General features: G+C 64.3%; 18 protein-coding genes. 15 read left to right on the top strand and 3 right to left on the bottom strand.

All coding sequences use genetic code 11. The annotated features are described in order from the left end of the window. Positions 1-74 precede the first annotated feature (74 nt). The 5 genes from bla (at position 75) to ACEN9F_RS06370 (ending at position 4,592) form a co-directional block, all read left to right on the top strand. Entirely contained in the window at positions 75-962 is an 888-nt protein-coding gene (bla, locus tag ACEN9F_RS06390; protein ID WP_413418953.1) for a class A beta-lactamase, read from the top strand. 32 nt (positions 963-994) lie between these two features. After that, positions 995-1,525: a hypothetical protein gene (locus ACEN9F_RS06385; protein ID WP_413418951.1), complete on the top strand. Its 531-nt coding sequence runs from the start codon at positions 995-997 to the stop codon at positions 1,523-1,525. Positions 1,526-1,530: 5 nt separating this feature from the next. Beyond that, positions 1,531-2,415, top strand: a complete 885-nt coding sequence (locus ACEN9F_RS06380; protein ID WP_413418949.1) for a cupin-like domain-containing protein — start codon at positions 1,531-1,533, stop codon at positions 2,413-2,415. Between the two features lie 210 nt (positions 2,416-2,625). Continuing rightward, the gene (locus ACEN9F_RS06375; RefSeq protein WP_413418947.1) at positions 2,626-3,846 is read left to right on the top strand and encodes a sensor histidine kinase; all 1,221 of its coding nucleotides are present in this window, start codon (positions 2,626-2,628) and stop codon (positions 3,844-3,846) included. Further along, positions 3,843-4,592, top strand: coding sequence for a LytR/AlgR family response regulator transcription factor (locus tag ACEN9F_RS06370; RefSeq protein ID WP_413418945.1), 750 nt, complete (start codon positions 3,843-3,845; stop codon positions 4,590-4,592). Before ACEN9F_RS06375 ends, ACEN9F_RS06370 begins: the two co-directional genes overlap by 4 nt. Positions 4,593-4,604: 12 nt before the next feature. On the opposite strand, the gene ACEN9F_RS06365 is transcribed toward ACEN9F_RS06370, so the two are convergent. The 3 genes from ACEN9F_RS06365 to ACEN9F_RS06355 are packed head-to-tail and all read right to left on the bottom strand — an operon-like array spanning position 4,605 to position 9,936. Next, the gene (locus ACEN9F_RS06365; protein ID WP_413418943.1) at positions 4,605-5,333 is read right to left on the bottom strand and encodes a polysaccharide deacetylase family protein; all 729 of its coding nucleotides are present in this window, start codon (positions 5,331-5,333) and stop codon (positions 4,605-4,607) included. Further along, positions 5,330-5,902 (bottom strand): 4'-phosphopantetheinyl transferase family protein, encoded by a 573-nt coding sequence (locus ACEN9F_RS06360; RefSeq protein ID WP_413418941.1) that lies wholly within the window; start codon positions 5,900-5,902, stop codon positions 5,330-5,332. Before ACEN9F_RS06360 ends, ACEN9F_RS06365 begins: the two co-directional genes overlap by 4 nt. Then, positions 5,899-9,936 carry a Pls/PosA family non-ribosomal peptide synthetase gene (locus tag ACEN9F_RS06355; RefSeq protein WP_413418939.1) on the bottom strand — a complete coding sequence of 1,346 codons (4,038 nt, stop codon included), beginning with the start codon at positions 9,934-9,936 and terminating at the stop codon, positions 5,899-5,901. The genes ACEN9F_RS06360 and ACEN9F_RS06355 overlap by 4 nt, the downstream gene beginning before the upstream one ends. Positions 9,937-10,062: 126 nt before the next feature. Between ACEN9F_RS06355 and ACEN9F_RS06350 the strand changes: the two genes are divergently transcribed. From ACEN9F_RS06350 to ACEN9F_RS06305, 10 genes are all read left to right on the top strand, one after another. Further along, positions 10,063-11,568, top strand: coding sequence for an AMP nucleosidase (locus tag ACEN9F_RS06350; RefSeq protein WP_413418937.1), 1,506 nt, complete (start codon positions 10,063-10,065; stop codon positions 11,566-11,568). Positions 11,569-11,766: 198 nt separating this feature from the next. Then, positions 11,767-14,403 (top strand): TonB-dependent receptor, encoded by a 2,637-nt coding sequence (locus tag ACEN9F_RS06345; protein ID WP_413418935.1) that lies wholly within the window; start codon positions 11,767-11,769, stop codon positions 14,401-14,403. Positions 14,404-14,473: 70 nt separating this feature from the next. After that, on the top strand, positions 14,474-15,826 hold the full coding sequence (locus tag ACEN9F_RS06340; protein ID WP_413418933.1) for an MFS transporter: 1,353 nt from the start codon (positions 14,474-14,476) through the stop codon (positions 15,824-15,826). A 19-nt stretch (positions 15,827-15,845) separates the two neighbouring features. Then, complete coding sequence (locus ACEN9F_RS06335) at positions 15,846-16,805, top strand: family 43 glycosylhydrolase (RefSeq protein ID WP_413418931.1); 960 nt, start codon at positions 15,846-15,848, stop codon at positions 16,803-16,805. Between the two features lie 95 nt (positions 16,806-16,900). Next, complete coding sequence (locus ACEN9F_RS06330) at positions 16,901-17,965, top strand: aldose epimerase family protein (RefSeq protein ID WP_413418929.1); 1,065 nt, start codon at positions 16,901-16,903, stop codon at positions 17,963-17,965. Positions 17,966-18,094: 129 nt separating this feature from the next. Then, entirely contained in the window at positions 18,095-19,837 is a 1,743-nt protein-coding gene (locus ACEN9F_RS06325) for an IlvD/Edd family dehydratase (RefSeq protein ID WP_413418927.1), read from the top strand. Between the two features lie 21 nt (positions 19,838-19,858). After that, entirely contained in the window at positions 19,859-20,851 is a 993-nt protein-coding gene (araD1, locus tag ACEN9F_RS06320) for an AraD1 family protein (protein WP_413418925.1), read from the top strand. Continuing rightward, entirely contained in the window at positions 20,848-22,416 is a 1,569-nt protein-coding gene (locus ACEN9F_RS06315; RefSeq protein WP_413418923.1) for an aldehyde dehydrogenase (NADP(+)), read from the top strand. The genes araD1 and ACEN9F_RS06315 overlap by 4 nt, the downstream gene beginning before the upstream one ends. 40 nt (positions 22,417-22,456) lie before the next feature. After that, positions 22,457-23,224 (top strand): SDR family NAD(P)-dependent oxidoreductase, encoded by a 768-nt coding sequence (locus ACEN9F_RS06310; protein ID WP_413418921.1) that lies wholly within the window; start codon positions 22,457-22,459, stop codon positions 23,222-23,224. A gap of 87 nt (positions 23,225-23,311) precedes the next feature. Beyond that, positions 23,312-25,249, top strand: a complete 1,938-nt coding sequence (locus ACEN9F_RS06305; RefSeq protein WP_413418920.1) for a glycoside hydrolase family 97 catalytic domain-containing protein — start codon at positions 23,312-23,314, stop codon at positions 25,247-25,249. Positions 25,250-25,255: the final 6 nt, after the last annotated feature.

Raw genomic sequence — 25,255 nt, 5'->3', positions numbered from 1 at the left:
CGCGCAATTGGCGGCGACGGTTTTTGACGCTGCTGGTATCATTCATGCATCTTATTTAACTTATTTTTGACGCGATGACACATTCCTCTCTCCGCCGTACCGTGCTGCTGGCGCTGGCCGCCGCTCCCTTGGCCCGCGCCGCGGACCTGCTGGACAGCGCGCCGTCCGCCACGCCGTTGTCGCCCGCCGCGCAACTGGCGCAGCTGGAGGCGACGTCGGGCGGGCGGCTGGGCGTGGCGGCGTTCAACACCGCCGACGGCCGCGAGTTGATGCATCGCGGCGGCGAGCGCTTCCCGTTCTGCAGCACCTTCAAGATGATGTTGTCGGCGGCGGTGCTGGCCAAGGAGCCGGCGCTGCTGAAAAAGCGCATTCAATATACGAAGGACGACCTGGTGCCGCATGCGCCGGTCACCGGCAAGCATCTGGCGGACGGCATGACGGTGGCGGAGCTGTGCGAGGCGACGCTGCAATACAGCGACAACCCGGCCGCCAACCTGCTGATGAAGCAGATCGGCGGACCGGCCGCGGTGACGGCCTACGCGCGCTCGATCGGCGACACCGAATTCCACCAGGAGCGCTGGGAGACGGAGCTGAACTCCGCGATTCCGGGCGACGCGCGCGACACCACCACGCCGCTGGCGATGGCGCGCTCGCTGCAAAAGCTGGTGCTGGGCGACGCCCTGCCGGCGGCGCAGCGCAAGCAGCTCAAGGACTGGATGCTGGGGAATACCACCGGCGCGACGCGCATCCGCGCCGGCGTGCCGGCCGGCTGGCCGGTGGCCGACAAGACCGGCGCCGGCGAATACGGCACGGTCAACGACATCGCCGTGATCTGGCCGCCCGGGAAGGCGCCGATTGTGCTGGCGGTCTACCTCACGCAGCCCGGCAAGGACGACAAGATCCGCCCGGAATTCCATGGCGAGGTGGCGAAGATTGTCATCGATGCCTTCAAGGTGGGATAAACTACGCCCCTTACTCAAAAGAGGCATAGCCCATGAATACCAAAAAACAGCCTCCAAAGACCCCGGAGGCGCCCGCCGCCATGGGCGTCAACCCCTATCTGGACGCCGATTTCTATAACCGCGTGCGCGACTACACCGAGCGCGATGCGACCTTTTCCAAGGAATTGAAGGCGATCGGCGAGACCGGCGCCGGCAAGCAGGACACCGATGCGCGCACCGCGCCGTCGCTGGAACTGCTGCGCGGCGTGGTCAAGAAAGGCTTGCCGCTGTCGGATATGCTGGACCGCATCGTGCAGGGTGTCGAAAGCGGCTTGTGGGAACCGTGGCTGACGGCCTTCGGCATCGAGCTGCGCGGCGTGAACTACGCCAAGACCGGCGAGCGCAACGCGCGCCTGGCGCTGGACATGAGCCTCGGCTCCAAGGCGCATGCGTTGTTCGCCAACGCCGGCGTCGGCAACTGGCGCAGCCAGGTCGCGCGCGACTGCGCCCAGATCCAGATCGAAAAACCAACCGAAAAGACGCCGGCGCAGGCCTACGCGATCTTCTTCCTCGACGCGCCTTAAGATCCATGGCAAGAGAAAAACGGTCGCTGCCGCCTCGGCTCTCGCCCGAGGAGGTGATCGCCAGGAAGCAGATGCGAGAACGGAAGGACGCCGAGGTGCGCGGCGTCACCTCGATACAGGAAATGCGCGACGCCATCAAGCGCGCCGCGCGCGCGCTGCCGGTGATTTCGGAAGTGCCGCGTTTCGGCGTGCTCGATGCGGCCGCGTTCCGGGCGCGTGCCGCGCAGGGACTGCCGTTCATGATCACCGGGCTGGTAGGCCGCTGGCCCTTGTCGGCGCTGACGCCGGAAACGCTGCGCGAGCGCTTCAGCCACCTGCCGGTGCGCGCGCGGGTGGGCGACTATATCAACACTGCATTCGCGCCGGATCGGGCCATGCAGGACATGACCATGCTGGAGTATCTGGAGCTGGCCGATGGCACGCATGGTCTGCCGCCGTATCTGGGCAATCTGGAATTGCGCGAGTTGAACAGCATGTGCCACTGGCCCACGTACTTCGACAAAATGGGACCGCCGCGCTTCTGGATCGGTCCTGCGGGGACGGTGACGCCGCTGCATTGCGACTACGACGACAACATCTTCGCGCAGATCTGGGGCACCAAGCGCATCTTCCTGTCGCCGCCGCATCATGACGAATTCCTGTACACCAGCGAAGCGAACGCCATCCTGTTCGGTTCCCCGGTGGATCCCGAAGCGCCGGACTTCGACAAATTCCCGCTCGCCCGCCAAGCCTGCATGATCGAATGCATCGTCAAGCCGGGCGAGATGCTGTATGTGCCCGCCGGCTGGTACCACCAGGTCCGCGCGCTGACGTTTTCTCTCTCTTCGAACCGCTGGGCGAGGGCGATGCCGTTCGCATTGAACGGCGACCCGTCGCTGCAGCGCCCTTAGTTCGAACGACGAGTGTCAGTGCCGACATTCGGACATCAGGGAACTTTTTAGATGCCGAAAGTTCCGTAAATGTCCGAATGTCGGCACTGACACCAATGATTTTATGGATAATCGTCGTTCATGTCCCGTTTCTCGTCGTTCGTCGCCTAGCCTCTCCTTTCGCCGCCTTGCTTGAATTACACTGCGGTCATGTTCAAGCAAGGGGGCGATATGTGGAGCAGGCTGAGGAACTGGTATCGTGAGTGGGATGCGGAGCAGTTGCGTGTGCTGGAGCATCCTGAACTGGCGGCAACCGTGGCGCCCGGTTACCGGCGCTATTTCGCGCTGAAGATGGCCGAGCTGTCTTTCATCGAACGCCAGCAACTGCGCGATTTTTCGCTGAAGTACCGGGGCTGGCGCACCTATGCGGCCATCGCCGGCCTGCTGTCGCTGTGCACGCTGGCGGGGTTGGTCGGGGGCTTGGTCTTTCCCGACAAGGGGATGCTGCCGCCCATTATCCTGGCCAACGCCATCGGCATCGCCATGGCGATAGCGTTCATCGGTGCATGGTTCAATTACCGCAAGATGATCGGCAGAGGCCTGTGGGTCGGCGTGAGCATGGTCGGCTGGGCGGTGTTTTCCGGGCTGGCCGGCATCGTTGCCCACGCGGTGCGGCATGGCGGCTCCTTGCAGGGGGAACTCGCGGCGAGAGGGCCGACGGTGATTGCCATCTGCCTGGCGGGATGCGCCTTGTTCGCGCTGCCGATTGCGCTGGTGGGTTTGATGCGCAATCAGCAGTTCGAGGTGCTGACCGCGAAGCTGGCGTTCGATGCCGAGCGCGAACGGGCGGCGCGCGAGCTGAGCGAGTCGCAACTGCGGTTGCTGCGCGCCCAGATCGAGCCGCACTTCCTGTTCAATACGCTGGGCGCGGTGCAGCAGTTGGCGGAAAAGGGCGCGCCGCTGGCGGCCGCGCTGACCGCCAGCCTGATCGATTTCCTGCGCGCCAGCCTGGCCGGCATGCGCAGCGAACGGGTCACCTTGCGTGCCGATTTCGCCCTGATCGACGCCTATCTGAACGTGATGCGGACGCGTATGGGCGAACGCCTGCGCTACCGCCTCGACCTGCCCGAGGCGCTGGCCGGCACCAGCGTGCCCGGCATGATGCTGTTGACACTGGTGGAGAACGCGATCAAGCATGGCATCGAGCCATCGCTGCGCGGCGGCGAGATCGGCGTGAGCGTGCAGCGGCAGGACGGCATGGTGCGGATACGAGTGCAGGACAGCGGCGTCGGCATGAGCGCCACGCCGGGCGCCGGCGAGGGCATCGACAATGTGCGCAAGCGCCTGCAACTGGCATATGCCGGCGCGGCAGGCTTGGACTTGAGCGACGCGGACGATGGCGGGGTGATCGCCGATATCCTGCTGCCGGCGGGGGCGGGGGCGGAGGCATGAGCGCGCGCATCCTGATCGCGGAGGATGAGCCGCTGATGCGCGAGCGTCTGCTCGGCATGCTGCAAGAAGCCTGGCCGCAAGCCGAGGTGGTGCTGGTTGCCGAAAACGGCAACGATGCCTGGGACGGTTTCCTGGAGCACGAGCCGGACGTGGTCTTCCTCGATATCCGCATGCCGGGCCTGTCCGGGCTGGAGGTGGCCGAGCGCATCGGCGACGCCGCACATATCGTTTTCGTCACCGCCTACGACCAATATGCGGTCGATGCCTTCGACGCCGGCGCGGTCGACTACCTGCTCAAGCCGGTGCAGGCCGACCGCCTGGCGCGGGCGCTAACGCGTTTGCGCGACAAGCTGAATGGCCCGCCCGCCGATATGGGCGAGCTGCTGCGCCAGCTGAAGGCCGCACTGCCGGCCCAGGCGAGCGAGCGCCTGAAATGGATCAAGGCCACGGTCGGCAAGCAGATTCGCTTGATCGACGTGCGGGACGTGCTGTTCTTCCAGTCCGACACCAAGTACACCCGCGTGGTGCTGGCCGAGTCCGAAGCATTGGTCCGGATCGCGCTGAAGGATCTGTTGGGCGGGCTGGATCCGGAGCATTTCTGGCAGATACACCGGGGCACGGTGGTCAACGTCAAGGCCGTGACGGCGGTGGAACGGATCGATGCCGAGCGGCTGGAAGTGCAGGTGCGCGGCTGCGCCGAGAAGCTGCCGGTCAGCCGAACCTTCGCGCATCTGTTCCGCAACTGAGCGAGCGCCGTCTCACTTTTCCCATTCCAGATGCACGACCTTGTAGCCTTTGTCCTTCAAGACCTTCAGCAGGGCGGGCAGGGCTTTCGCGGTTGGGATGTTCGCGTCGTGCATGAGGATGATGCCCTTGCCTGATTTGTCCAGGCTCTCGGTCAGGCGCTTGACGAGGATCTCGGTGGTGTCGTCCGGCAGCCAGTCATTGATGCCGAAGTCGATCGATGCGACCGTCAGGTCGGCTTGCTTGAGTGCGGCCAGCAGCGTCGGCGTCTCTTCCAGGAACGGGAAGCGGTAGGCCGGGGTGGCGGTGCCGAACGTGGCACGGTAGATATCCTGCGTTTTCTTCAGGTCCGCCAATTGCTCGTCCGCGCTGAGCGCGGCCATGTGCTCGTGCTTGTAGCTGTGGATGCCCGTCGAGTGGCCTTCGCCGACGACGCGCCTGGCCAGTTGCGGATACTGCGTCAGCCGCTCGCCGATCATGAAGAAGGTGGCTTTGGCGCATTGATCGGCCAGCGCCTTGAGCACCATCGGCGTGTATTCAGGCACCGGACCGTCGTCGAAAGTCAGCACCACTTCGCCCTTTTGCAGCGGCAGCGCGTTGTGCTGGTGCGCGCCGTACAAGGCGCCTTCGCGCTTGAGCGTGATGGTGCGCTCGGTGCCCAGCGTATCCGGGCCGCATTCCGCTGCGACGGCCGATCCAGTCAGTGCCGCCAATATCAGTGCGTGTGCCACTGTCGATTTCATTGTTGTTTGTCTCCGGTGTGGATGTGGCCTACCAGGTCGGGTACCGGGATGGCCAGCGTTGTCGTTAGGCCGTTGATGTCGGCTTGCCATTCGCTGAGTTGTTGGCCGCTGCATTTTAACGCGGCTTCGCGCCGGGTCCACATTTGCGCAAGGGCGCCAGGGCGGTCGGTGACGGACGTGTCGAGCAGGGAGGCGCTGGCGGCCGGGCCGAGATAGTCGCGCGCCACGGCCTGCCAGTCGGGGATGTCCAGCACGCGCATCAGGTCTACGCCGATGGCGCCGTGCAGGTTGACGGCCGCCAGCGCGTAGCTGTTCTCGTGCGCGAACGAGCAGCCGATGTTGTGCGCGCCGCCCGCCAGCACGACGCGCGGAGGCTTGCCCGGCGTCGATGCGATGCCGATGGACTCGGGCTGCAGGCCAAGCACGCCGGCCAGCGCCTGCCGTAGCGCTTCGCGGATCTGCGCCCGTGCGCGTGCGCGCTGCGGGCTGGTTTCCACGCCGATGATGAATACGCCGTCTCGCAACGCCGGCACGGGGCCGGGCCATGGATGGACGGCCAGCGTCGTCATGCGCGTGCCGGCGCTGCGGGGCAGCCGGCCCAGTTGCCGTTGGCCGGGATATGCTCGCCCTTCATCACCAGCGTTAGCGCGCCGAGGCGGGCGTTGTCGCCGACCACGGCGCTGTACAGCACCGAAGCGCGCGGCCCCATGTAGACACGCTCGCCGATGGTGACCTGGTCGATCTTCATCACGCGGTCTTCGAACAGGTGGGTCTGCGGACAGGTCAACGCATTCAATTCGCTGTTGTCGCCGATCCGCACGCAGTCGAATTCCGTGATGTCGGTGGTGTCCATGTAGACGCCCTTGCCGATGCGGGAGCCCAGCAGGTTGAAGGCCAGCGGCAGCCACGGCGTGCCGCGCAGATAGCGCATGAAGTTCGGCACGGCGATGCCTTCGTACAGATTGGTCACGCCTTCCGACAGCCAGACGAACGGTGTCCACATCGGTTCCGATTGCTTGCGGTAGCGGCCGATCAGCAGCCACTTGAGCAGTACCACGAAGACGTAGTTGCCGACGCCGTAGGCCAGCCCCGCCAGGGTCAGGTCCCAGATCACTTCCGCCCAGCGGCCGGCGCCGGCGGCCGGCATCACTTGCAGCACCAGCGTGTAGCCGACCGCGATCACCAGCGCATGCGGCGCGACGATGCGGAATGCCTCGATCAGGCCGCGGCCCAGGCGGCGCATCGGCGACGGGTGGAAGGTCAGCCACTCGGGATAGCCGCTGGTCTGCTCGCGCGCGGGCAGGTTGATCGGCGGGGAGCCGAGCCAGGTGTCGCCGCTGTTCATCTGCGCGTTGCCGGGCGCGCGCGAGTGCACGCCGATCAGCACCTGCTCCGGTAGTACCGTGCCGTCCGGGATGTAGGCGCCGTTGCCGACGAAGCTGCGGTTGGAGATGACGGTCGGCTGCATGGTCATCCAGCCGCCGTCGATTTCCTCGTCGCCCAGCATGACGGCGTCGGCGATGAAGGTTTCGTCGCCGAGGGTCAGCATGTCCGGCACCACGCCGAGCGCGGTGGAGATTTCCGCATCCTTGCCGACCTTGGCGCCCAGCAGGCGATACCAGTAGGGGGCGAACACGGTGGCGTAAATGCCGTGCAAAACGTTGAGGCTCGATTCCTGGATCTGGCTGACCAGCCACTTGGCGACATAGGTGTTGCTGTGCACCGCGAAGCGGCCCGGCTTCAGGCGCGGCAGCACGCTCCAGCGGATGCCGGCCGACAGCAGCGCGGTCAGCACGATCAGCACCGTGCTGGCCGGGAAGGCCAGCAGGAAGTAGCGCAGCAGGCGGATGGTCATGTCGTCGCCCTGCACCCATGGCAGCCATCCGCCTTCGTCGAACAGGTCGATCAGGATGAAGCTCGGGAACACCGGCATGAAGAACAGCGTGACGATCAGCAGGATGCCGAAGATGAAGAACACGCCTTCGCCGAAGCGGCGCGCGCCGCTGGCCTGCGGCCGGGGCGGCAGCCGGTTGGTGTCGAAGGCGCCCATGTCGCGCGCCGGTGAGCCGGCCCAGATGCGGCCTGCGGGTACGACGCCGCCGTCGCTCAATGCCGATTGGCCTTCGAGGTGGCCCAGCGCTTCGACGCGCGTATTGCCTTCCATGATGGCGAAGGAGCTGACGCAGGCGTCGTCGCCCAACGTGATGCGGCCCAGATGCAGGAAGCCGCGTTCGACGCGGGCGTTCTCGAAGTTGACGGCGTTGCCGATGCTGACGTTGTCGCCGATCCGCAGCAGGTCCGGCGCGCGCAGCGTCATCGAGCCGATGATGACGTCCTTGCCGACCCTGGCGCCCAGTGAGCGCAGCCACCAGGCGTTGAGCGAGGAGCCGCTCAGCAAATAGGCCGGCGCGGATTCGACCAGCCGGTCGGCCAGCCACCAGCGGTAGTAGGTCACGCCCCACAGAGGATACACGCCCGCTTGCAGGCGGCCGGCGATCAGCCATTTTCCGGCGATGGCGATGGCGAATTCCATCACGGTGGCCAGCAGGAACACGCAGACCGAGGCGGCGATCGCGCGCGGCACCGAGTCGCCGGGATCGCCGGTGAAGAAGTGGTAGGTAAAGAACGGCGCCAGCCACTGCGCCATGCGCAGCGCGACCAGCGCCGGCATGGCGGCGGCTTGCGCCATGCCGCATGTCCAGCGCTTGAGCGTGGAGGGCGGCGTCCATGGCTGTTCTTCGGCGCCGGCGTTCGGCGCATCGGCCAGCACCAGCGCGATCTTGCCGATCTGGCGCTGCTGGTAGATGTCGCGCACGGTGACGTGGGCAAAGCGCGGATCGGCGCGCAGGGCCGAGGCCAGGCGCGCTGCGAAGAAGGAGTGGCCGCCAAGGTCGGTGAAGAAGTCGGCGTTGCGCAGGATGGGCTGGCCGGGGAACAGCGCGGCCAGCGCGGCGAACAGCGCTTCCTCGGCCGGCGTCTCGGGCAGGTCGGAATCTTCGGCGCTGCCGGCCGGCGGTGCGCTGAGCGGCGTGGCTTTCAGCGTCTTGCGGTCGATTTTGCCGGAGGTCAGGCGGGGCATGGCGTCCAGCATTTCGTAGCGGCCGGGGACCATGTACGGCGGCAGCTTCGCGGCGAGGCTGGCCCTCAGCGCACGCGGATCCAGCGTGGCGCCGGCTTCGGCGACCAGGTAGGCGACCAGCTGGTCGATGCCGTCGTCCTTGCGCAGCAGGACCGCGACCGTGCCGACGCCCGCCTGCTGCGCCAGCAGGGCTTCGATCTCGCCCAGTTCGACGCGGAAGCCGCGTATCTTGACCTGGTCGTCGGCGCGGCCCAGGCACACCACTTCGCCGTCGGCGGCGATGCGCGCGAGGTCGCCGGTGCGGTACAGGCGCGCGTCATGTTCGCCGCTGGACCAGGGATTGGCCAGGAATTTTTCCGCCGTCAGGTCCGGTCGGCCGAGGTAGCCGGCCGCCAGGCCGGGGCCGGTGATGCACAATTCGCCGATCTCGCCGCGCGGCAGCAGGCGAAGCGGCGCGCCGGGCGCGGCATCGGGATTGGCGTCGATCACCAGCAGGCCGTAGTTGGGCAGCGGCGTGCCGATGGTGACCGGCTGGCCGGGATGCAGGCGCGCGAGGCTGGCGGAGACCGTCGCCTCGGTCGGACCGTAGGTGTTGAACATCTGGCGGCCTGCGCGCGACCAGCGTTCGACCAGCGATTCCGGGCACATCTCGCCGCCGAGGTTAATCAGGCGCAGGCTGGCCACTTCCTGGTTGAACAGCGCGAGCAGGGTGGGGACGGCGTGCAGCACCGTCACGCGGTTCTGCTCCAGCATGCGCGGCAGCGTTTCGGGGTCGCCGCTGATTTCCTTCGGACCTATCCACAAGGTGGCGCCGCACAGGTAGGCGATCCAGATTTCCTCGAACGACATATCGAAGGCGACCGAAAAGCCTTGATAGACCTTGTCGGCGGCGGTCACGCCCAGCACCGCGTTCTCGCTGCGCAGGAAGTGGCAGATGCTGCGCTGGGTGATCAGGATGCCTTTCGGCTTGCCGGTCGAGCCGGAGGTGTAGATGACATAGGCCGGGACGTCGGGCGAGACCGCGCCTCGGCGCGGCAGGACGGCGCCGGGGGCGGGCACGGCCAGCAGCGCCTCGGCGGTCCAGACCGGCCGGCCGATGGCGGCCAGGCGTGGCGCGAAGGAGGCCGAAGTCAGCACGCCGGCGCCGTCGGCGTCGTCCAGGCAGACCTGCAGGCGCTCGACCGGCGTGTCCTCGTCCACCGGCAGCCAGGCCGCGCCGGCCTTGGCGATGGCCGCCTGCAGCACCAGCAGCTCGATCCCGCGCGGCAGCCACAGGCCGACGATCTGGCCCGGCCGCACGCCGGCGTCGATCAGGCGCGCAGCGGCCAGGTCGGCCTGCGCGTTCAGCTCGCGGTAACTCAGCGTGCGCTCGCCGAAGATCAGCGCGGCCTGGTCGGGGCTGCGCGCGGCGGTCGCTTCCAGCAGATCGGCCAGGATTTCCTCGCGCAGCAAGTCTTGCTGCTGCGCTCCATACAGGATGTCCGGATGCGATTGCGGAATATGCTGTGTTACTGGGTCGTTCATGTTGAAACTTTATTTGATCGTGGCGTGTCATTGTACGGTACGCCTGTCTGTTCCTCTAGAGGAGCAATGCAAGTTCTGCTTACAGCCTTTACAATAGGAAATAAGAGCATACTGAGAAGGAGTCGCATGTCCACGCACCGTCCTTTTATCGCACCACTGCAATTTGACGACCCGATTGCCGCCTTCGACCAGGTCCAGGCCATTTACGACGCCAACATCGCCCATCTGCGCGATGCCATGAAACGCTTTGTCGCCGGCGAGGATGTCGGCGAGCACGTGCGCGGCTGCTATCCCTTTGTCCGCGTGCATACCGACACCGTGGCCCGCGCCGATTCGCGCCTGGCCTTCGGTTTCGTCGCCGGCCCCGGCACCTACGAAACCACCTTGACCCGGCCCGACCTGTTCGTGCGCTACTACCAGACCCAATTCAAGTTGCTGCTGCAAAACCACGGCAGCCGCCAGCAGGTAAGGATCGAAGTGGGGACCAGCGCGATGCCGATCCCGATCCATTTCTCGTTTGCCGAGCACGAGCACATTGAAGGCACGATGAGCGCCGGACGCCGCCTGTTGATGCGCGATGTCTTCGATTTGCCGAACCTGGCCGCGATGGACGACGGCATCGCCAACGGCACGCACGAGCCGCCGCCGGGCGAGGCGCAGCCGCTGGCACTGTTCACCGCGCCGCGCGTGGACTATTCGCTGCAGCGCCTGCGCCATTACACCGGCACTTCCTGTGAGCACTTCCAGAAATTTGTGCTGTTCACCAATTACCAGTTCTACATCGACGAGTTCATCAAGCTCGGCCACGAGCTGATGAACGCGGCCCCCAACGCGCCGGATAACGATTACGTCGCCTTTGTCGAGCCGGGCAACCTGGTCACGCGCCGCGTCGGCCAGGCCGTCGAGCCGGGCGATGCGCTGGGCGCCGCGCCGCCGCGCATGCCGCAAATGCCGGGCTATCACCTGATCCGCGCCGACGGCACCGGGATTTCGATGGTCAATATCGGCGTCGGCCCGGCCAACGCCAAGACCATCACCGACCACATCGCCGTGCTGCGCCCGCACGCCTGGCTGATGCTGGGCCATTGCGCCGGCCTGCGCAATACCCAAGAGTTGGGTGATTACGTGCTGGCCCACGGCTATGTGCGCGAGGATCACGTGCTGGATGAGGATTTGCCTTTGTGGGTGCCGATCCCGCCGCTGGCCGAGGTGCAGGTGGCGATCGAGGCCGCCGTGGCCGAGGTCACGCAGCTGACCGGCCACGACCTGAAGCGCGTGATGCGCACCGGCACCGTCGCCAGCACCGACAACCGCAACTGGGAATTGTTGCCACAGCGCACGCCCGAGCGCCGCTTCAGCCAGAGCAGGGCGATCGCGCTGGACATGGAGAGCGCGACGATCGCCGCCAACGGCTTCCGTTTCCGCGTTCCCTACGGCACTTTGTTGTGCGTGAGCGACAAGCCTATGCATGGGGAAATCAAGTTGCCGGGCATGGCTAACCAGTTTTACCGCGACCGTGTCGACCAGCATTTACGCATCGGCATCCGCGCGATGGAGCTGCTGCGGGCGCTTGGTGTGGACAAACTACACTCTCGCAAGTTACGCAGCTTCACGGAAGTGGCCTTCCAGTAGTTTCATCGCCTGCCCGCAAGCCCGCGCAATGCGGGCTTTTTTCATTTTTGCGGCAAACGTTTCCACTCTCCTGATACCCTTTTCGATATCAAAAACCCCAAAAAATTGATTGGTTTGTTTTTCTTCCAGCCCCTAAGATTTAATTCAGACAGCTGAATATTGGTCAGCTCTCTATAAAACAGATAACACTGGAGACTTATGAAACACATAGCATCCGGGGCTTGCGAGTCCCAGGCGAAGCATCGCCTCGTCCTGAAAACCAGCGTCGCCGTCCTCGCGGCGGCGGGCCTGATGAGCGCTTTCCCAGTCATGGCGCAAGAAGCCCCGGCCGCCGATGCGGCGCCGTCGAGCGTCGTCACCGTGACCGGCGTGCGCAAGGCCGCGCAGAGCGCGCAGAAGATCAAGCAGGATGCCGAAAACGTTATCGATTCCATCGTCGCCGACGATATCGGTAAGTTCCCGGATACGAACGTCGCCCAAACCCTGGCCCGCGTCACCGGCGTGCAGGTGCGCCGCGACGGCGGTGAAGCCAACACGGTCCTGATCCGCGGCTTGCCGGGCATCGCCACTGTGTTGAACGGCCGCGAGCTGTTCACCACCACCGGCCGCTACATCCAGCTGGCCGACATTCCATCGACCATGCTGCAGCGCGTGGACGTGTACAAATCCCAGAGCGCCGACCTGCTCGACGGCGGTATCGCCGGCGTGATCGATGTGCGCACCAACCGTCCGTTCGATTTCAAGGGCTTCACTGCGGCCATCAACGGTGGCGGCACCAATAATTCGCAGGCCGACCGCACCGACCCTAACCTCAGCGGCATGATCTCGAACCGCTGGAAAACGCCGGTCGGCGAAGTCGGCGCCTTGTTCGGCGTTTCGTATGTGCGCAACCACTATTCGGAAGAGCGCGCGTTCAACACCAAGCCGATCGACAAGAGCTGGCTGCTGCCTGCGCTGACCGGTCCCGACCTGATGGGCCTGCAGAACGTCAAGGGCGACCGCCGCCGCGCCGCAGCCAACTATGCGCTGCAGTGGAAGCCGAACAAGGATGTGGAACTGTACGCCGAAGGCCTGGCGACCCATTACCTGAACAACTTCGAGACCGACTTCCTGGTCGCGCTGCCATGGTGGGGCCCTGGCGATACCATGTCCGGCACCAAGATCCCGGGCACCAACCAGCTGCAGTCGCTGACTTCGCACAACGTCAATACCATTATGTCGACCCAGGCCAACCGCGCCAACAACGTGACCCAGCAGCACGCCATCGGCGGCCGCTGGAACGCCGCGCCGGGCCTGAAACTGACCTCCGAGCTGGCCCGCACGCTGTCGGACTACGATTGGCAGAACCCGATCCTGGACACCATCACCACCATGCCTACTTCGGTGGTCAACACCAATGTCGGCGGCAGCGCCAACGTCTCGTACAGCGGCCAGGATATCAGCGATTCCAAGAACTACCGCCTGGACCAGCTGTTCGACCGCTATGGCCATGACCACGGCGCTTCGACCGACTGGCGCGCCGACGGCACCTACACGCTGGCGGACGACGGCTTCTTCAAGGACTTCGGCTTCGGCGTGCGCGCCGCCAAGCGTACCGCCGCATCGATCAAGTCGTTCGAGGGCTCGGTGCCTGCGACCGGCACCGTTTCCGCAGCCAGCCTGCCAGGCCTGAACTGCACCTCCGAGATGAATAACAACTGGGGCGCGACGTCGTGGTACACGCCTTGCGCCAGCTACCTGATCTCCAACACGGCCGACGTCCGCCAGGCCGTCACCGGCAGCTCGGCCGCCAAGGCGCTGGATCCTGGATCGTACTTCGCCGACCAGGAAAAGAACTACGCCTTCTACGGTAAGGCGCACATCGGCTGGGAAACCGCCGGTATCCCGATCGACGGCGTGCTGGGTCTGCGCGTGACCAAGACCGACGCGGACTTGCTGGGCAAGCTGGGCGTCGGCAATGCCGACGGCACCACGACGTATATCGATACCGGCAAGAGCAGCAGCAATACCGACTACCTGCCTAGCGCGAACTTCAAGCTGCAACTGCGCGACGACGTCGTCGGCCGCGTATCGCTGACCAAGACGCTGACCCGTCCCGACTTCGCCCAGCTGAATCCAGGCACCGCCTATGTCTTCCCGGGCGCCACCGTGCAGGCCACCGCATCGGGCGGCAATCCGGACCTGAAGCCTTTCACCGCGCGTAACTTCGATGCGTCGCTGGAGTGGTACTTCGCGCCGACCGGCATGGTCAGCGCAGCCTTGTTCCGCCATGATTTCAAAGGCTACATCATGAGCAAGGTGGCCAAGGAAACATACAACGGCCAGGTCTTCGACGTCACCCGTCCATTCAACACCGATGACGGCTACCTGCAGGGCGCGGAAGTGGCGTACCGCCAGTTCTACGACCAACTGCCAGGCTGGCTGGGCGGCTTCGGCCTGGAAGCGAACGCGACCTACACCGAAGGCCAGACCACGACTTCGGGCGACAACACCCTGAGCGGCAAGCCGTTTGCCGGCATGTCGAAATGGTCGTACAACGTCGTCGCGCTGTATGAGAAGTATGGCATCTCGGGCCGCCTGGCCTACAACTGGCGCTCGAAGTTCGTTCAGCTCTACAATGACGGCGGCCCTGGCCTGGACCTGATCGCCGCGCCGATGTCGTCGCTGGACGGCTCGCTGGGCTACAAGATCAACGAGAATACGTCGATCACGCTGACCGGCTCCAACCTGTTGAACTTCAAGTATTCCGACTACTGGAAGGACAAGGCACTGTATCCACGCGATACCCGCCGCTACGATCGTTCGGTCGGCCTGTTCCTGAACTGGAAGATCTAAGACTGCTGCTGCAACCTGGCCGCGTCCCCGCCTGAGCGAGGACGCGGCCTCGCACTTTGAGGTAACTAAGATGTCGAATCAAAAAATGTCGGTGGTGGAAAAAATCGGTTTCGGCGCCGGCGATATGGCGCTGAACGTGGTGATCTCGTCGATGATGCTGATCATTACCTTCTTCTACACCGATATCTACGGCCTGAAGACCACCGACCTGGCGCTGCTGTTCGTGCTGGTGAAGATCGTCGGCGCCATGAGCGACCTGGTGATGGGCCAGATCACCGACCGCGTGCTGACGCGCTGGGGACGTTATCGTCCGTGGCTGCTATTCCTCGCGCTGCCGTATGGCCTCAGCGTGTTCTTCGTCTTCTCCACGCCGGACTGGGGCTACAGCGCCAAGCTGGTATGGGCCTATTCGACCTACATCATCATGACGGTGATGACCTCCGGCGTGGGCGTATCCTATATTTCCCTGCCCAGCGCACTGTCCAACGATCCGCAGCAGACGCTGTCGGCCAACGGCTACCGCCTGTTCTTCGCCAAGATCGGCGCCTTCATGGTGACGGTGATCGTGCCGCTGCTGTCGGAGCGCTGGGGCGATGGCAACGCGGCCACCGGCTACCAGGCGGCGATGGCGGTGATGGCCGTCATGGGCGTGTTCCTGTTCCTGTTCTGCTTCTTCACCACCAAGGAGCGCGTGGTGCACAAGGTGCAGCGCCAGTCGCTGTCGGAGCAGATCAAGGTGCTGATGCTGAACGACCAGTGGCTGATCCTGTGCGCCGTGTGCGTCACCGGCACGATCGGCTACGTGGTGCGCGGCTCGGTCGCCATCTACTATGCCAAATACTACCTGGGCGCCGACGCGGCCACCGTATCGGCCTTCCTGTCGACCGGCGTGGCGGCGGCCATCCTGTCCATGATCGCCTCGACCTGGATCACCAAGTTCTATAGCAAGGTCAAGCTGTTCCGCTGGACCCAGATCGGCGTGGGACTGATCAGCGCCGCGATGTACTTCCTGGTCAAGCCGGGCGACACCATGCTGGCCTTTGTGCTGTACTTCCTGCTGTCCTTCGTGGTGGACCTGCACGCGCCGGTGTTCTGGTCGGCCATCGCGGAAGCCATCGACTATGGTACCGTCAAGACCGGCAAGCGCGTGTCGGGTTTCGCCTTCGGCGGCATCTCCGTGTGCCAGAAGGCCGGCATGGGCATCGCCGGCGCGCTGGTGGGCGTGCTGCTGACTTACTTTGAATACCAGCCGAATCACGAGCAGAGCGCCTTCGCCCTGCACGGCATCGTGCTGATGCTGACCCTGATTCCCGGCTTCTTCCACACTGTGATGGGACTGTTGATGTTCAAGTACCGTATCGATGACGAGTACTACGCCGAGGTCAAGGCGCAGATGGGAGTCAAGGGCTATGTGGCAGTCTAATTTTTTGGAAATCGAAGCAATGGATAACGTAGAAAATAAGGTCCTCACTCCGCTGATCGAGCAGCGCGCCGATCCGCACATCTATCGTCACACCGACGGCTATTACTATTTCACCGCGTCGGTGCCGCAGTACGACCGCATCGAACTGCGGCGCGCCAGCACCATCGCCGGCCTGGTGGAGGCCGCGAAGGTCGACGTCTGGCACAAGCCCGACACCGGTGCCTACAGCGAACTGGTTTGGGCGCCGGAGCTGCACTTCAACGACGGCGCCTGGTATGTCTACTTCGCCGCCGCGCCCAGCCGCGAGATCAAGCACAAGCTGTTCCAGCACCGTATGTACTGCATCCGCAACACCAGCGCCAATCCGCTGGAAGGCGAGTGGGAGTTCATGGGCCAGATCGATACCGGCATCGACACCTTCTGCCTGGACGCCACCACCTTCACGCACAAGGGCCAGCTGTACTACGTCTGGGCGCAGAAGGACGTGGCCATCGAAGGCAATTCCAACATCTATATCGCACCGATGAAAACGCCTTGGCAGCTGGGCGGCGCGCCGGTCATGCTGAGCAAGCCGGAATTCGACTGGGAGATCCGTGGCTTCTGGGTCAACGAAGGTCCGTCCATCCTCAAGCGCAACGGCAAGATCTTCATCAGCTACTCGGCCAGCGCCACCGACGAGAACTACGCCATGGGCCTGCTGTGGGCGGACGAAAATGCCGACGTGCTGGATCCGGCATCGTGGACCAAGCTGGCCGATCCCGTGCTGCAGACCTGCTTCGAGCACAAGGTCTACGGACCGGGGCATAACAGTTTTACCGTCGGCGATGATGGTGAAACTGTCATGTTGGTTTATCATGCACGTACCTACACCGAGATTATCGGCGACCCGCTGTGGAATCCGGACCGTCACACCTACGTCAAGCCGCTGAAGTGGGACGAGCAAGGCATGCCTGTCTTCGGAAAGCCGTCGATGGCCTGAAGCCGTCGCTCCCGCGCAGCGGGAGCCTATAGAACACATGCGGCGGCCGGCGTGGATTACATCCTGCCGGCCGCTGCGCCATTTGAGAGTCAACAATGTCGCAACCTAGTATCACCGAATCCCCATTTGGCCAACTGCCGGATGGCCGCGCCGCCACCCTCTACACGCTGACCAACGCCAACGGCATGATCGCCAGGATCAGCGACCTTGGCGGCGTGATCACGCAAATCCACGTGCCGGACCGCGACGGCGTGATGGCCGATGTCTGCTTCGGTTTCGACGACGTCGCGCCGTACATGGGCGAGTCGCATTACTTCGGCGCGCTGATCGGCCGCTATGGCAACCGCATCGCCAACGGCAGCTTCACGCTGGACGGCGAGATCTGTAACCTGGACCTCAACGACGGCGCCAACCACCTGCACGGCGGCACCGAGGGTTTCCACCGCCGCCTGTGGGAAGCCGAAACCTTCGTCACGCCGAAATCGGCGGGCCTGATCCTCAGCTACCTGAGCGCGGACGGCGAGCAAGGCTACCCGGGCAACCTGGAAACCACCGTGATCTACGAACTGCGCAACAATAATGAGTTGCGTATCGCGTTCCACGCCATCACCGACAAGGCCACGCCGGTCAACCTGACCAACCATGCGTATTTCAACCTGGCCGGCAAGGGCGACATCCTCGGCCACGAGCTGACCATCAACGCCGATGCGTACTCGCCGGTCGGCGCCGGATTGATACCGGCCGGCGCGCCGCTGCCGGTGGCCGGCACGCCGTTCGACTTCCGCGCGCCGCACGCGATCGGCGCCCGTATCGGTCAGGATGACGAGCAATTGCGTTACGGTTCCGGCTACGACCATAACTTCGTGCTGAAAAAATCGCAGCCCGAAGCGCTGGAAGTGGCGGCACGCGTGGTCGACCCGGCCTCCGGCCGCGTGCTGGAAGTGCTGTCCCAGGAGCCGGGCATCCAGTTCTACAGCGGTAATTTCCTGAATGACCAGATCACCGGAAAAGGGCAGATCTACGGTTATCGCAGCGGCTTCTGCCTCGAACCGCAGCATTATCCCGATTCGCCGAATCGCCCGGATTTCCCGTCGACGATCCTGCGGCCGGGCGCGGAATATACCTCGGTGATGGCTTACCGCTTCAGTATCGATCAGTGATATTGATTTCGGTATCAATATCGAATAATAATTTATTGGAAAGATATCTCAGTACATCTTAGTATGGCTTTATCGATGCGGGGGCATGACATTCACGTCCCTGCACAGGAAAATACTGAGGAGAAATGCATGTCTGAGAATGACAAGAAGGTGAAACTGCGCTCAGCCGAATGGTTTGGTACGCAAGATAAAAACGGCTTTATGTATCGCAGCTGGATGAAAAATCAGGGCATTCCTGATCACGAATTCCAGGGCAAGCCTATCATCGGCATCTGCAACACCTGGTCCGAACTGACCCCCTGCAACGCCCATTTCCGCAAACTGGCGGAACACGTCAAGCGCGGCATCCTCGAAGCCGGCGGCTTCCCGGTCGAATTCCCGGTCTTCTCCAACGGCGAATCGAACCTGCGTCCAACCGCCATGCTGACCCGCAACCTGGCCAGCATGGACGTCGAAGAATCCATCCGCGGCAATCCAATGGACGGCGTCGTGCTGCTGGTCGGCTGCGATAAGACCACGCCCGCGCTGCTGATGGGCGCCGCGTCGGTCGACATTCCCACTATCGTTGTCAGCGGCGGCCCTATGCTGAACGGTAAACTGAACGGCAAGAACATCGGCTCCGGCACCGCCGTATGGCAGCTGCACGAGCAGGTCAAGGCCGGCGAAATCACGATGCACGAATTCATGTCGGCGGAATCGGGCCACTCCCGCTCCGCCGGCACCTGCAACACCATGGGCACCGCGTCGACGATGGCCTGCATGGCCGAAGCGCTGGGCACCACGCTGCCGCACAACGCCGCGATTCCCGCGGTCGATTCGCGCCGCTACATCCTGGCCCATATGTCGGGCATCCGCGCGGTCGAGATGGTGAAGGAAGGCCTGAACCTGTCGAAAATCCTGAAGCGCGAAAACTTTGAAAACGCGATCCGCGTCAACGCCGCCATCGGCGGTTCGACCAACGCCGTGATCCACCTGAAAGCCATCGCCGGCCGTATCGGTGTGGACCTGGAGCTGGAAGACTGGACCCGCGTCGGCCGCGGCACGCCGACCATCGTCGACCTGCTGCCGTCGGGCCGCTTCCTGATGGAAGAGTTCTACTACGCCGGCGGCCTGCCGGGCGCCATCCGCCGCATGGGCGAGGGCAACCTGGTGCCGAACCCGGACGCGCTGACCGTCAACGGCAAGACCCTGTGGGAAAACTGCAAGGACGCGCCTATCTACGACGACGAAGTGATTCGTCCGCTGGAGAACCCGCTGCTGAAGGATGGCGGCATCTGCATCCTGCGCGGCAACCTGGCGCCGCGCGGCGCCGTGCTGAAGCCGTCGGCCGCGACCCCTGAACTGATGCAGCATCGCGGCCGCGCCGTGGTGTTCGAGGACTTCGAGCATTACAAGTCGCGCATCGTCGATCCGGATCTGGACGTCGATGCCAACTCGGTGCTGGTCATGAAGAACTGCGGCCCGAAAGGTTATCCAGGCATGGCCGAAGTGGGCAACATGGGCTTGCCGCCCAAGCTGCTGGCGGCCGGCGTCAAGGACATGGTCCGCATCTCGGACGCGCGCATGAGCGGCACCGCCTACGGCACCGTCGTGCTGCACGTGGCGCCGGAAGCGATGGCCGGCGGGCCGCTGGGCATCGTCAAGGACGGCGACTGGATCACGCTGGATTGCGCGGGTGGTTTGCTGAACCTGGAAATCTCGGAAGCCGAGATGGCGGAACGCCAGGCGGCCCGCGTGCCAGGCAGCGCGCCGGGTCCGAAGACCGGCTACCAGCAACTCTACATCGAACACGTACTGCAAGCCGACGAAGGCTGCGACTTCGATTTCCTGGTCGGGAATCGCGGTTCCGCCGTGCCGCGCCACTCGCACTAATAACGAAGCTACGGAGACATTATGCTGCTCGTACAATTCAAGAATGAACAAGGCGCGCGCCAGATCGGCGTGCTGGAACAGAACACCATCCGCGTCATCGACGGCTACGCCACGACCTACGCGCTGGCACAGCAAGCGATCCGCACATCGGTCGGCCTGGCCGCGCTGGCCGAGAAGTCCGTCGGCAGCGCCACCGCATCGTTCGACGCCGTTGCCGCCGCCGGCCGCCTGCTGGCGCCGATCGACCACAGCGACGACGCGCACTGCTACGTCACCGGCACCGGCCTGACCCACCTGGGCAGCGCCGACACCCGCGACTCGATGCACAAGAAAATCGGCGGCGACGTCGAGGCACTGAGCGATTCCATGAAGATGTTCCGCATGGGCGTCGAAGGCGGCAAGCCCGCGCCCGGCGCGGCCGGCGTGCAGCCGGAGTGGTTCTACAAGGGCGATGGCTCGATCGTGGCCGCCAGCGGCCAGGACCTGAGCATGCCCGACTTCGCGCTGGACGGCGGCGAAGAGCCTGAAGTGGCCGGCCTGTACGTGATCGGCGACGACGGCCAGCCGTATCGCGTCGGCTACGCCATCGGCAACGAGTTCTCCGACCACGTGACCGAGCGCCAGAACTACTTGTACCTGGCGCACTCCAAGCTGCGCGCATGCGGCCTGGGCCCGGCGCTGCTGGTCGGCGAAGCGCCGGCGAACATCGAAGGCACTTCGCGCATCTACGGCGTGGACGGCAAGGTACGCTGGGAAAAGGCTTTCTTCAGCGGCGAGCAGAATATGTCGCACACCATCGGCAACCTGGAGCACCACCACTTCAAGTACCCGCTGTTTAAGCGTCCCGGCGATGTGCACATCCACTTCTTCGGTACCGCCACCCTGAGCGTGGCCGACAACATCTCGGTGCAGCCTGGCGAGACCTTTGAAATCGAATCGCCGCAATTCGGCCCGGCCCTGCGCAACAAGCTGTCCGTGTTCAAAACCGACATCGCGAAAGTGAAAACCTTATGATCATCACCGGCGATGCACTGATCGGCGGCCAAGCCGTCAAAGGAACGGGCGCGGGCGTTCGCGCCTACAATCCGGCGCTGCAGCAGGTGATGGATCCCGAGTTCCGCACCGTGGACGCGGCGCAGATCGACCAGGCTTGCCGCCTGGCCGAAGACGCATTCGATACCTTCCGCGCGCTGAGCGACGAGAAGCGCGCGGTGTTCCTCGAAACCATCGCCGACCAGATCATGGAACTAGGCGATGTGCTGGTTGAGCGCGTGATGGCGGAGACCGGCCTGCCGCGTCCGCGCATCGAGGGTGAGCGCGGCCGCACCGTCGGCCAGTTGAAACTGTTTGCCAACCTGCTGCGCGAAGGCTCCTGGAACGACGTGCGCCTTGATAAGGCACTGCCGGAACGGACGCCGCCGCGTCCGGACCTGCGCATGCGCATGATCGGCCTGGGTCCTGTGGCTGTCTTCGCGGCCAGTAACTTCCCGTTGGCGTTTTCTGTAGCGGGCGGCGATACCGCGTCGGCGCTGGCCGCCGGCTGCCCGGTGGTGCTGAAGGCGCACTTTGCGCACCCTGGCACGTCGGAGCTGGTGGGCCGTGCCGTGGTCAAGGCGGTGGAGATCTGCGGGCTGCCGGCCGGCGTGTTCTCGCTGCTGACCGGCACCGGTAATGAACTCGGTATTGAGCTGGTGCGCCATCCCGCCATCAAGGCGGTGGGCTTTACCGGCTCGCGCGGTGGCGGCCTGGCGCTGATGGCCGCCGCGGCCGCCCGTCCGGTGCCGATTCCGGTGTATGCGGAAATGAGCTCGATCAATCCGGTGTTCCTGCTGCCGCAAGCGCTGGCTGCGCGCGCCGAGGAAATCGCCGCAGGCTTCGCCGGTTCGCTGGTGCTGGGCGTGGGCCAGATGTGCACCAACCCCGGCCTGGTGCTGGCGATTGCCGGTCCAGGCCTGGACCGCTTCACCACGGCGGCCTCGCAGGCGCTGGCCGGCGGCGCGGCTTGTTCCATGCTGTCTCCTGGGATTGCCGGCAGCTTCAAGCGCGGCATTACGCAACTGGCCGAACATGGCGACGTGAAGACGCTGGCCTTGGCGCCGCAGGCGGAAGGCAAGGGCGCTCCGGCGCTGTTCGTCGCCAGCGCGGCGGCCTTCCTGTCGCAGCATGCGCTGCAAGAGGAGATCTTTGGACCAGCTTCGCTGGTGGTTGCGTGCAAGGACGTGGCGGAATTGCGCCAGGTCGCGGAAAAGCTGGAAGGCCAGCTGACCGCCACGCTGCAGATGGACGATGGCGACCTGGATGTGGCGCGCGAGCTGCTGCCTGTGCTGGAGCGCAAGGTGGGCCGCATTCTCGCCAACGGTTTCCCGACCGGCGTCGAAGTGGCCAGCGCGATGGTGCACGGCGGTCCGTTCCCGTCGACGTCGGATGGCCGCAGCACGTCGGTGGGCACGGGTGCGATCACGCGCTTCCTGCGTCCGGTGTCGTACCAGAACCTGCCGCAGGCTTTGCTGCCCCAGGTCCTGCGCGACAACGGCACGGCCACCTGGCTGCGCCGCGAGGGTGAATTGACCCGCAGCTGATCAAACTCAGCATGTACCTATAAAAATAAACGGAGACTTCATGACTCAACTGGCCAAGTTTGGCAGTTTGCGCGGCAAGCGCGTATTCATCACCGGCGGCGGCACCGGCATCGGCGAAGCGATGGTGATTTCCTTCGCCGAGCAGGGCGCGCAAGTCGCCTTCGTCGACATCGCCCGCGACGCCAGCATGGCGCTGATCCGCCGCGTCAAGGAAGCAGGCTACCCCGAGCCGCTGTTCCGCCAATGCGACATCACCGATATCCCTGCACTGCAAGCGACGATGGCCGACCTGGCCGCTGCGGTCGGCGACTTCGACATCCTCGTCAACAATGCCGCCAACGACCAGCGCCACGAAACTTCGGAAGTCACCGTCGACTACTGGAACGAACGCATCGCCATCAACCAGCGCCCGATGTTCTTCACCTGCCAGTCCGTCCTGGACGGCATGAAGAAAAAAGGTTCGGGCTCGATCATCAATGTCGGATCGATCTCCTGGCACGTCAAGAACGCAGGCTATCCGGTGTACGCCACGTCCAAGGCCGCCGTGCATGGCCTGACGCGCGGCCTGGCGCGCGAGTTCGGCGCCCACGGCATCCGCGTCAACACCGTCACGCCGGGCTGGGTCATGACCCAGCGCCAGATCGACCTGTGGCTGGATGACGCGGGCGAGCAGGACATCAAACGCAACCAGTGCATGCCGACCAAACTGATGCCGCAGCACGTGGCATCGATGGTGCTGTTCCTGGCCGCCGACGACGGCGCCATGTGCACCGCGCAGGAATTTATAGTAGACGCCGGCTGGGTATAAACCACCGGCAGCAGCACCGTTCGCACCCCGGAGACAACCGTCCAGCATGAGGCGGCGGGGTCAATCACCCTAAAAAATGGTAGAACAATGGTGAAAACTTTATTATCCCTCGCGGTGGCTGGCACCGCCGCATGCATCGCATCCGCCGCCGCCGCGCAATCCCTGCCGGCGCTGACCAGCCCGGACCATCACATCAGCGTCAAGCTGAACGCCGTCGACGGCGCGCTGACTTACTCGATCGCGCGCGACGGCAAGCCGGTGCTGCTGGCCTCCGACCTCGGCCTGCAACTGGCGGGCGCGGACCTGGGCTCCGAGCTGTCGGTGGTGAGCACCTCCAAGCCGCAGCTGATCACCGACCAGTATCAGATGGCGGTCGGTAAAAAGCGCGACATCACCTACCGCGCCAACGAACAAACCTATTCGGTGCAGAACGCCCGGCAGCAGAAGATGGACATCGTTTTCCGCGTGTCGAACGACGGCGTGGCCTTCCGTTACATCGTCGCCGAGCCATCGCTGCCGCTGAAAAAGCTGGTGAGCGAACGCACCAGCTTCGCTCTGCCGGCCGCCTCCAAAGCCTGGCTGCAGCCGATGTCGGTCGCGCAGACCGGCTGGAGCAACACCAATCCTTCGTATGAAGAGCACTACCAGATGGAGATCCCGGCCGGCACGAAAGCGCCGACGGAAGCCGGCTGGGTGTTCCCGGCCTTGTTCCGCACCGGCGCAGGTACAACCTGGCTGGCGATCTCGGAAGCCAATATGGACGGCAGCTTCCAGGCATCGCGCCTGGCGCCTGATTCCAGCGGCGGAAAATACAGCATCGGCATCCCGATGGCGGCGGAAGTGTTCACCAACGGCGGCCTGCTGGCCGAAGTGGAGGGCACGCTGACGTCGCCTTGGCGCCTGATCGCGCTTGGCTCGCTGGCCACCGTCACCAACTCGACGCTGGGTACCGACCTGGCCGCGCCGGCGATCGCCTTCGACAAGCAGTTGGTCAAGCCGGGCCATGCTTCGTGGAGCTGGGCGATCCTGAAGGATGACGGCACCGTCTATGACGTGCAGAAGCAGTTCATCGACTACGCCGCCGACATGCAGTGGGACTACACGCTGATCGACGCCGACTGGGATCGCAAGATCGGCTATGACAAGGTCAAGGAGCTGGCCGACTACGCCGCGACCAAGGGTGTCGGCATTCTGGTCTGGTACAACTCGTCCGGCCCGTGGAACAAGACGGAGTACTCGCCGAAAAGCGCGCTGCTGACGCACGAGCAGCGCGTGAAGGAATTCAAGCGCTTGCGCGAAATGGGCGTCAAAGGCGTCAAGATCGACTTCTTCGGCGGCGATGGCCAGTCGATGATCGCCTATTACGTCGACATCCTGCGCGATGCTGCGGATGCGGGCCTGCTGGTCAACTTCCACGGCGCAACGCTGCCGCGCGGCTGGAGCCGCACCTGGCCCAACCTGATGACGATGGAGGCGGTGAGGGGCTTTGAATTCACGACCTTCGAGCAGGTCGACCAGGACAAGATGCCGGCCCATGCCGCCATGCTGCCGTTCGCGCGCAACCTGTTCGATCCGATGGACTTCACGCCGATGGTGTTTGGCGACATCCCCAAGATCAAGCGCGCCAGCCGCAACGGCTTTGAGCTGGCGACGTCGGTGCTGTACCTGTCCGGTATCCAGCACTTCGCTGAAACGCCGGCCGGCATGGCCACCGTGCCGGACTACGTCAAGCAGTTCTTGCGCGAGCTGCCGCGCAGCTGGGACGACAGCCGCCTGGTTGACGGCTATCCCGGCAAGTATGCGGTGATTGCACGCCGCTCCGGCGACACCTGGTATGTCGCCGGCATCAACGCCACAGATGCCGACAAAAAGCTGACGCTGGACTTGTCCTTCGTCGGCAGCAAGCAAGGTTTCATTATCGAAGACGGCGCCACAGAGCGCAGCTTCAGCCGGCGCAGCATCGCCGCTGGCAAAAAACTGGCAGTAACGATCAAACCGCATGGCGGCTTCGTCATCAAACAATAAGCAACT

This window comes from Duganella sp. CT11-25 (genome assembly GCF_047302815.1).
GTDB lineage: Bacteria > Pseudomonadota > Gammaproteobacteria > Burkholderiales > Burkholderiaceae_D > Rugamonas.
The sequence above is the reverse complement of the archived record's forward strand: the minus strand, read 5'-3'. Positions and strand labels throughout refer to the sequence as shown.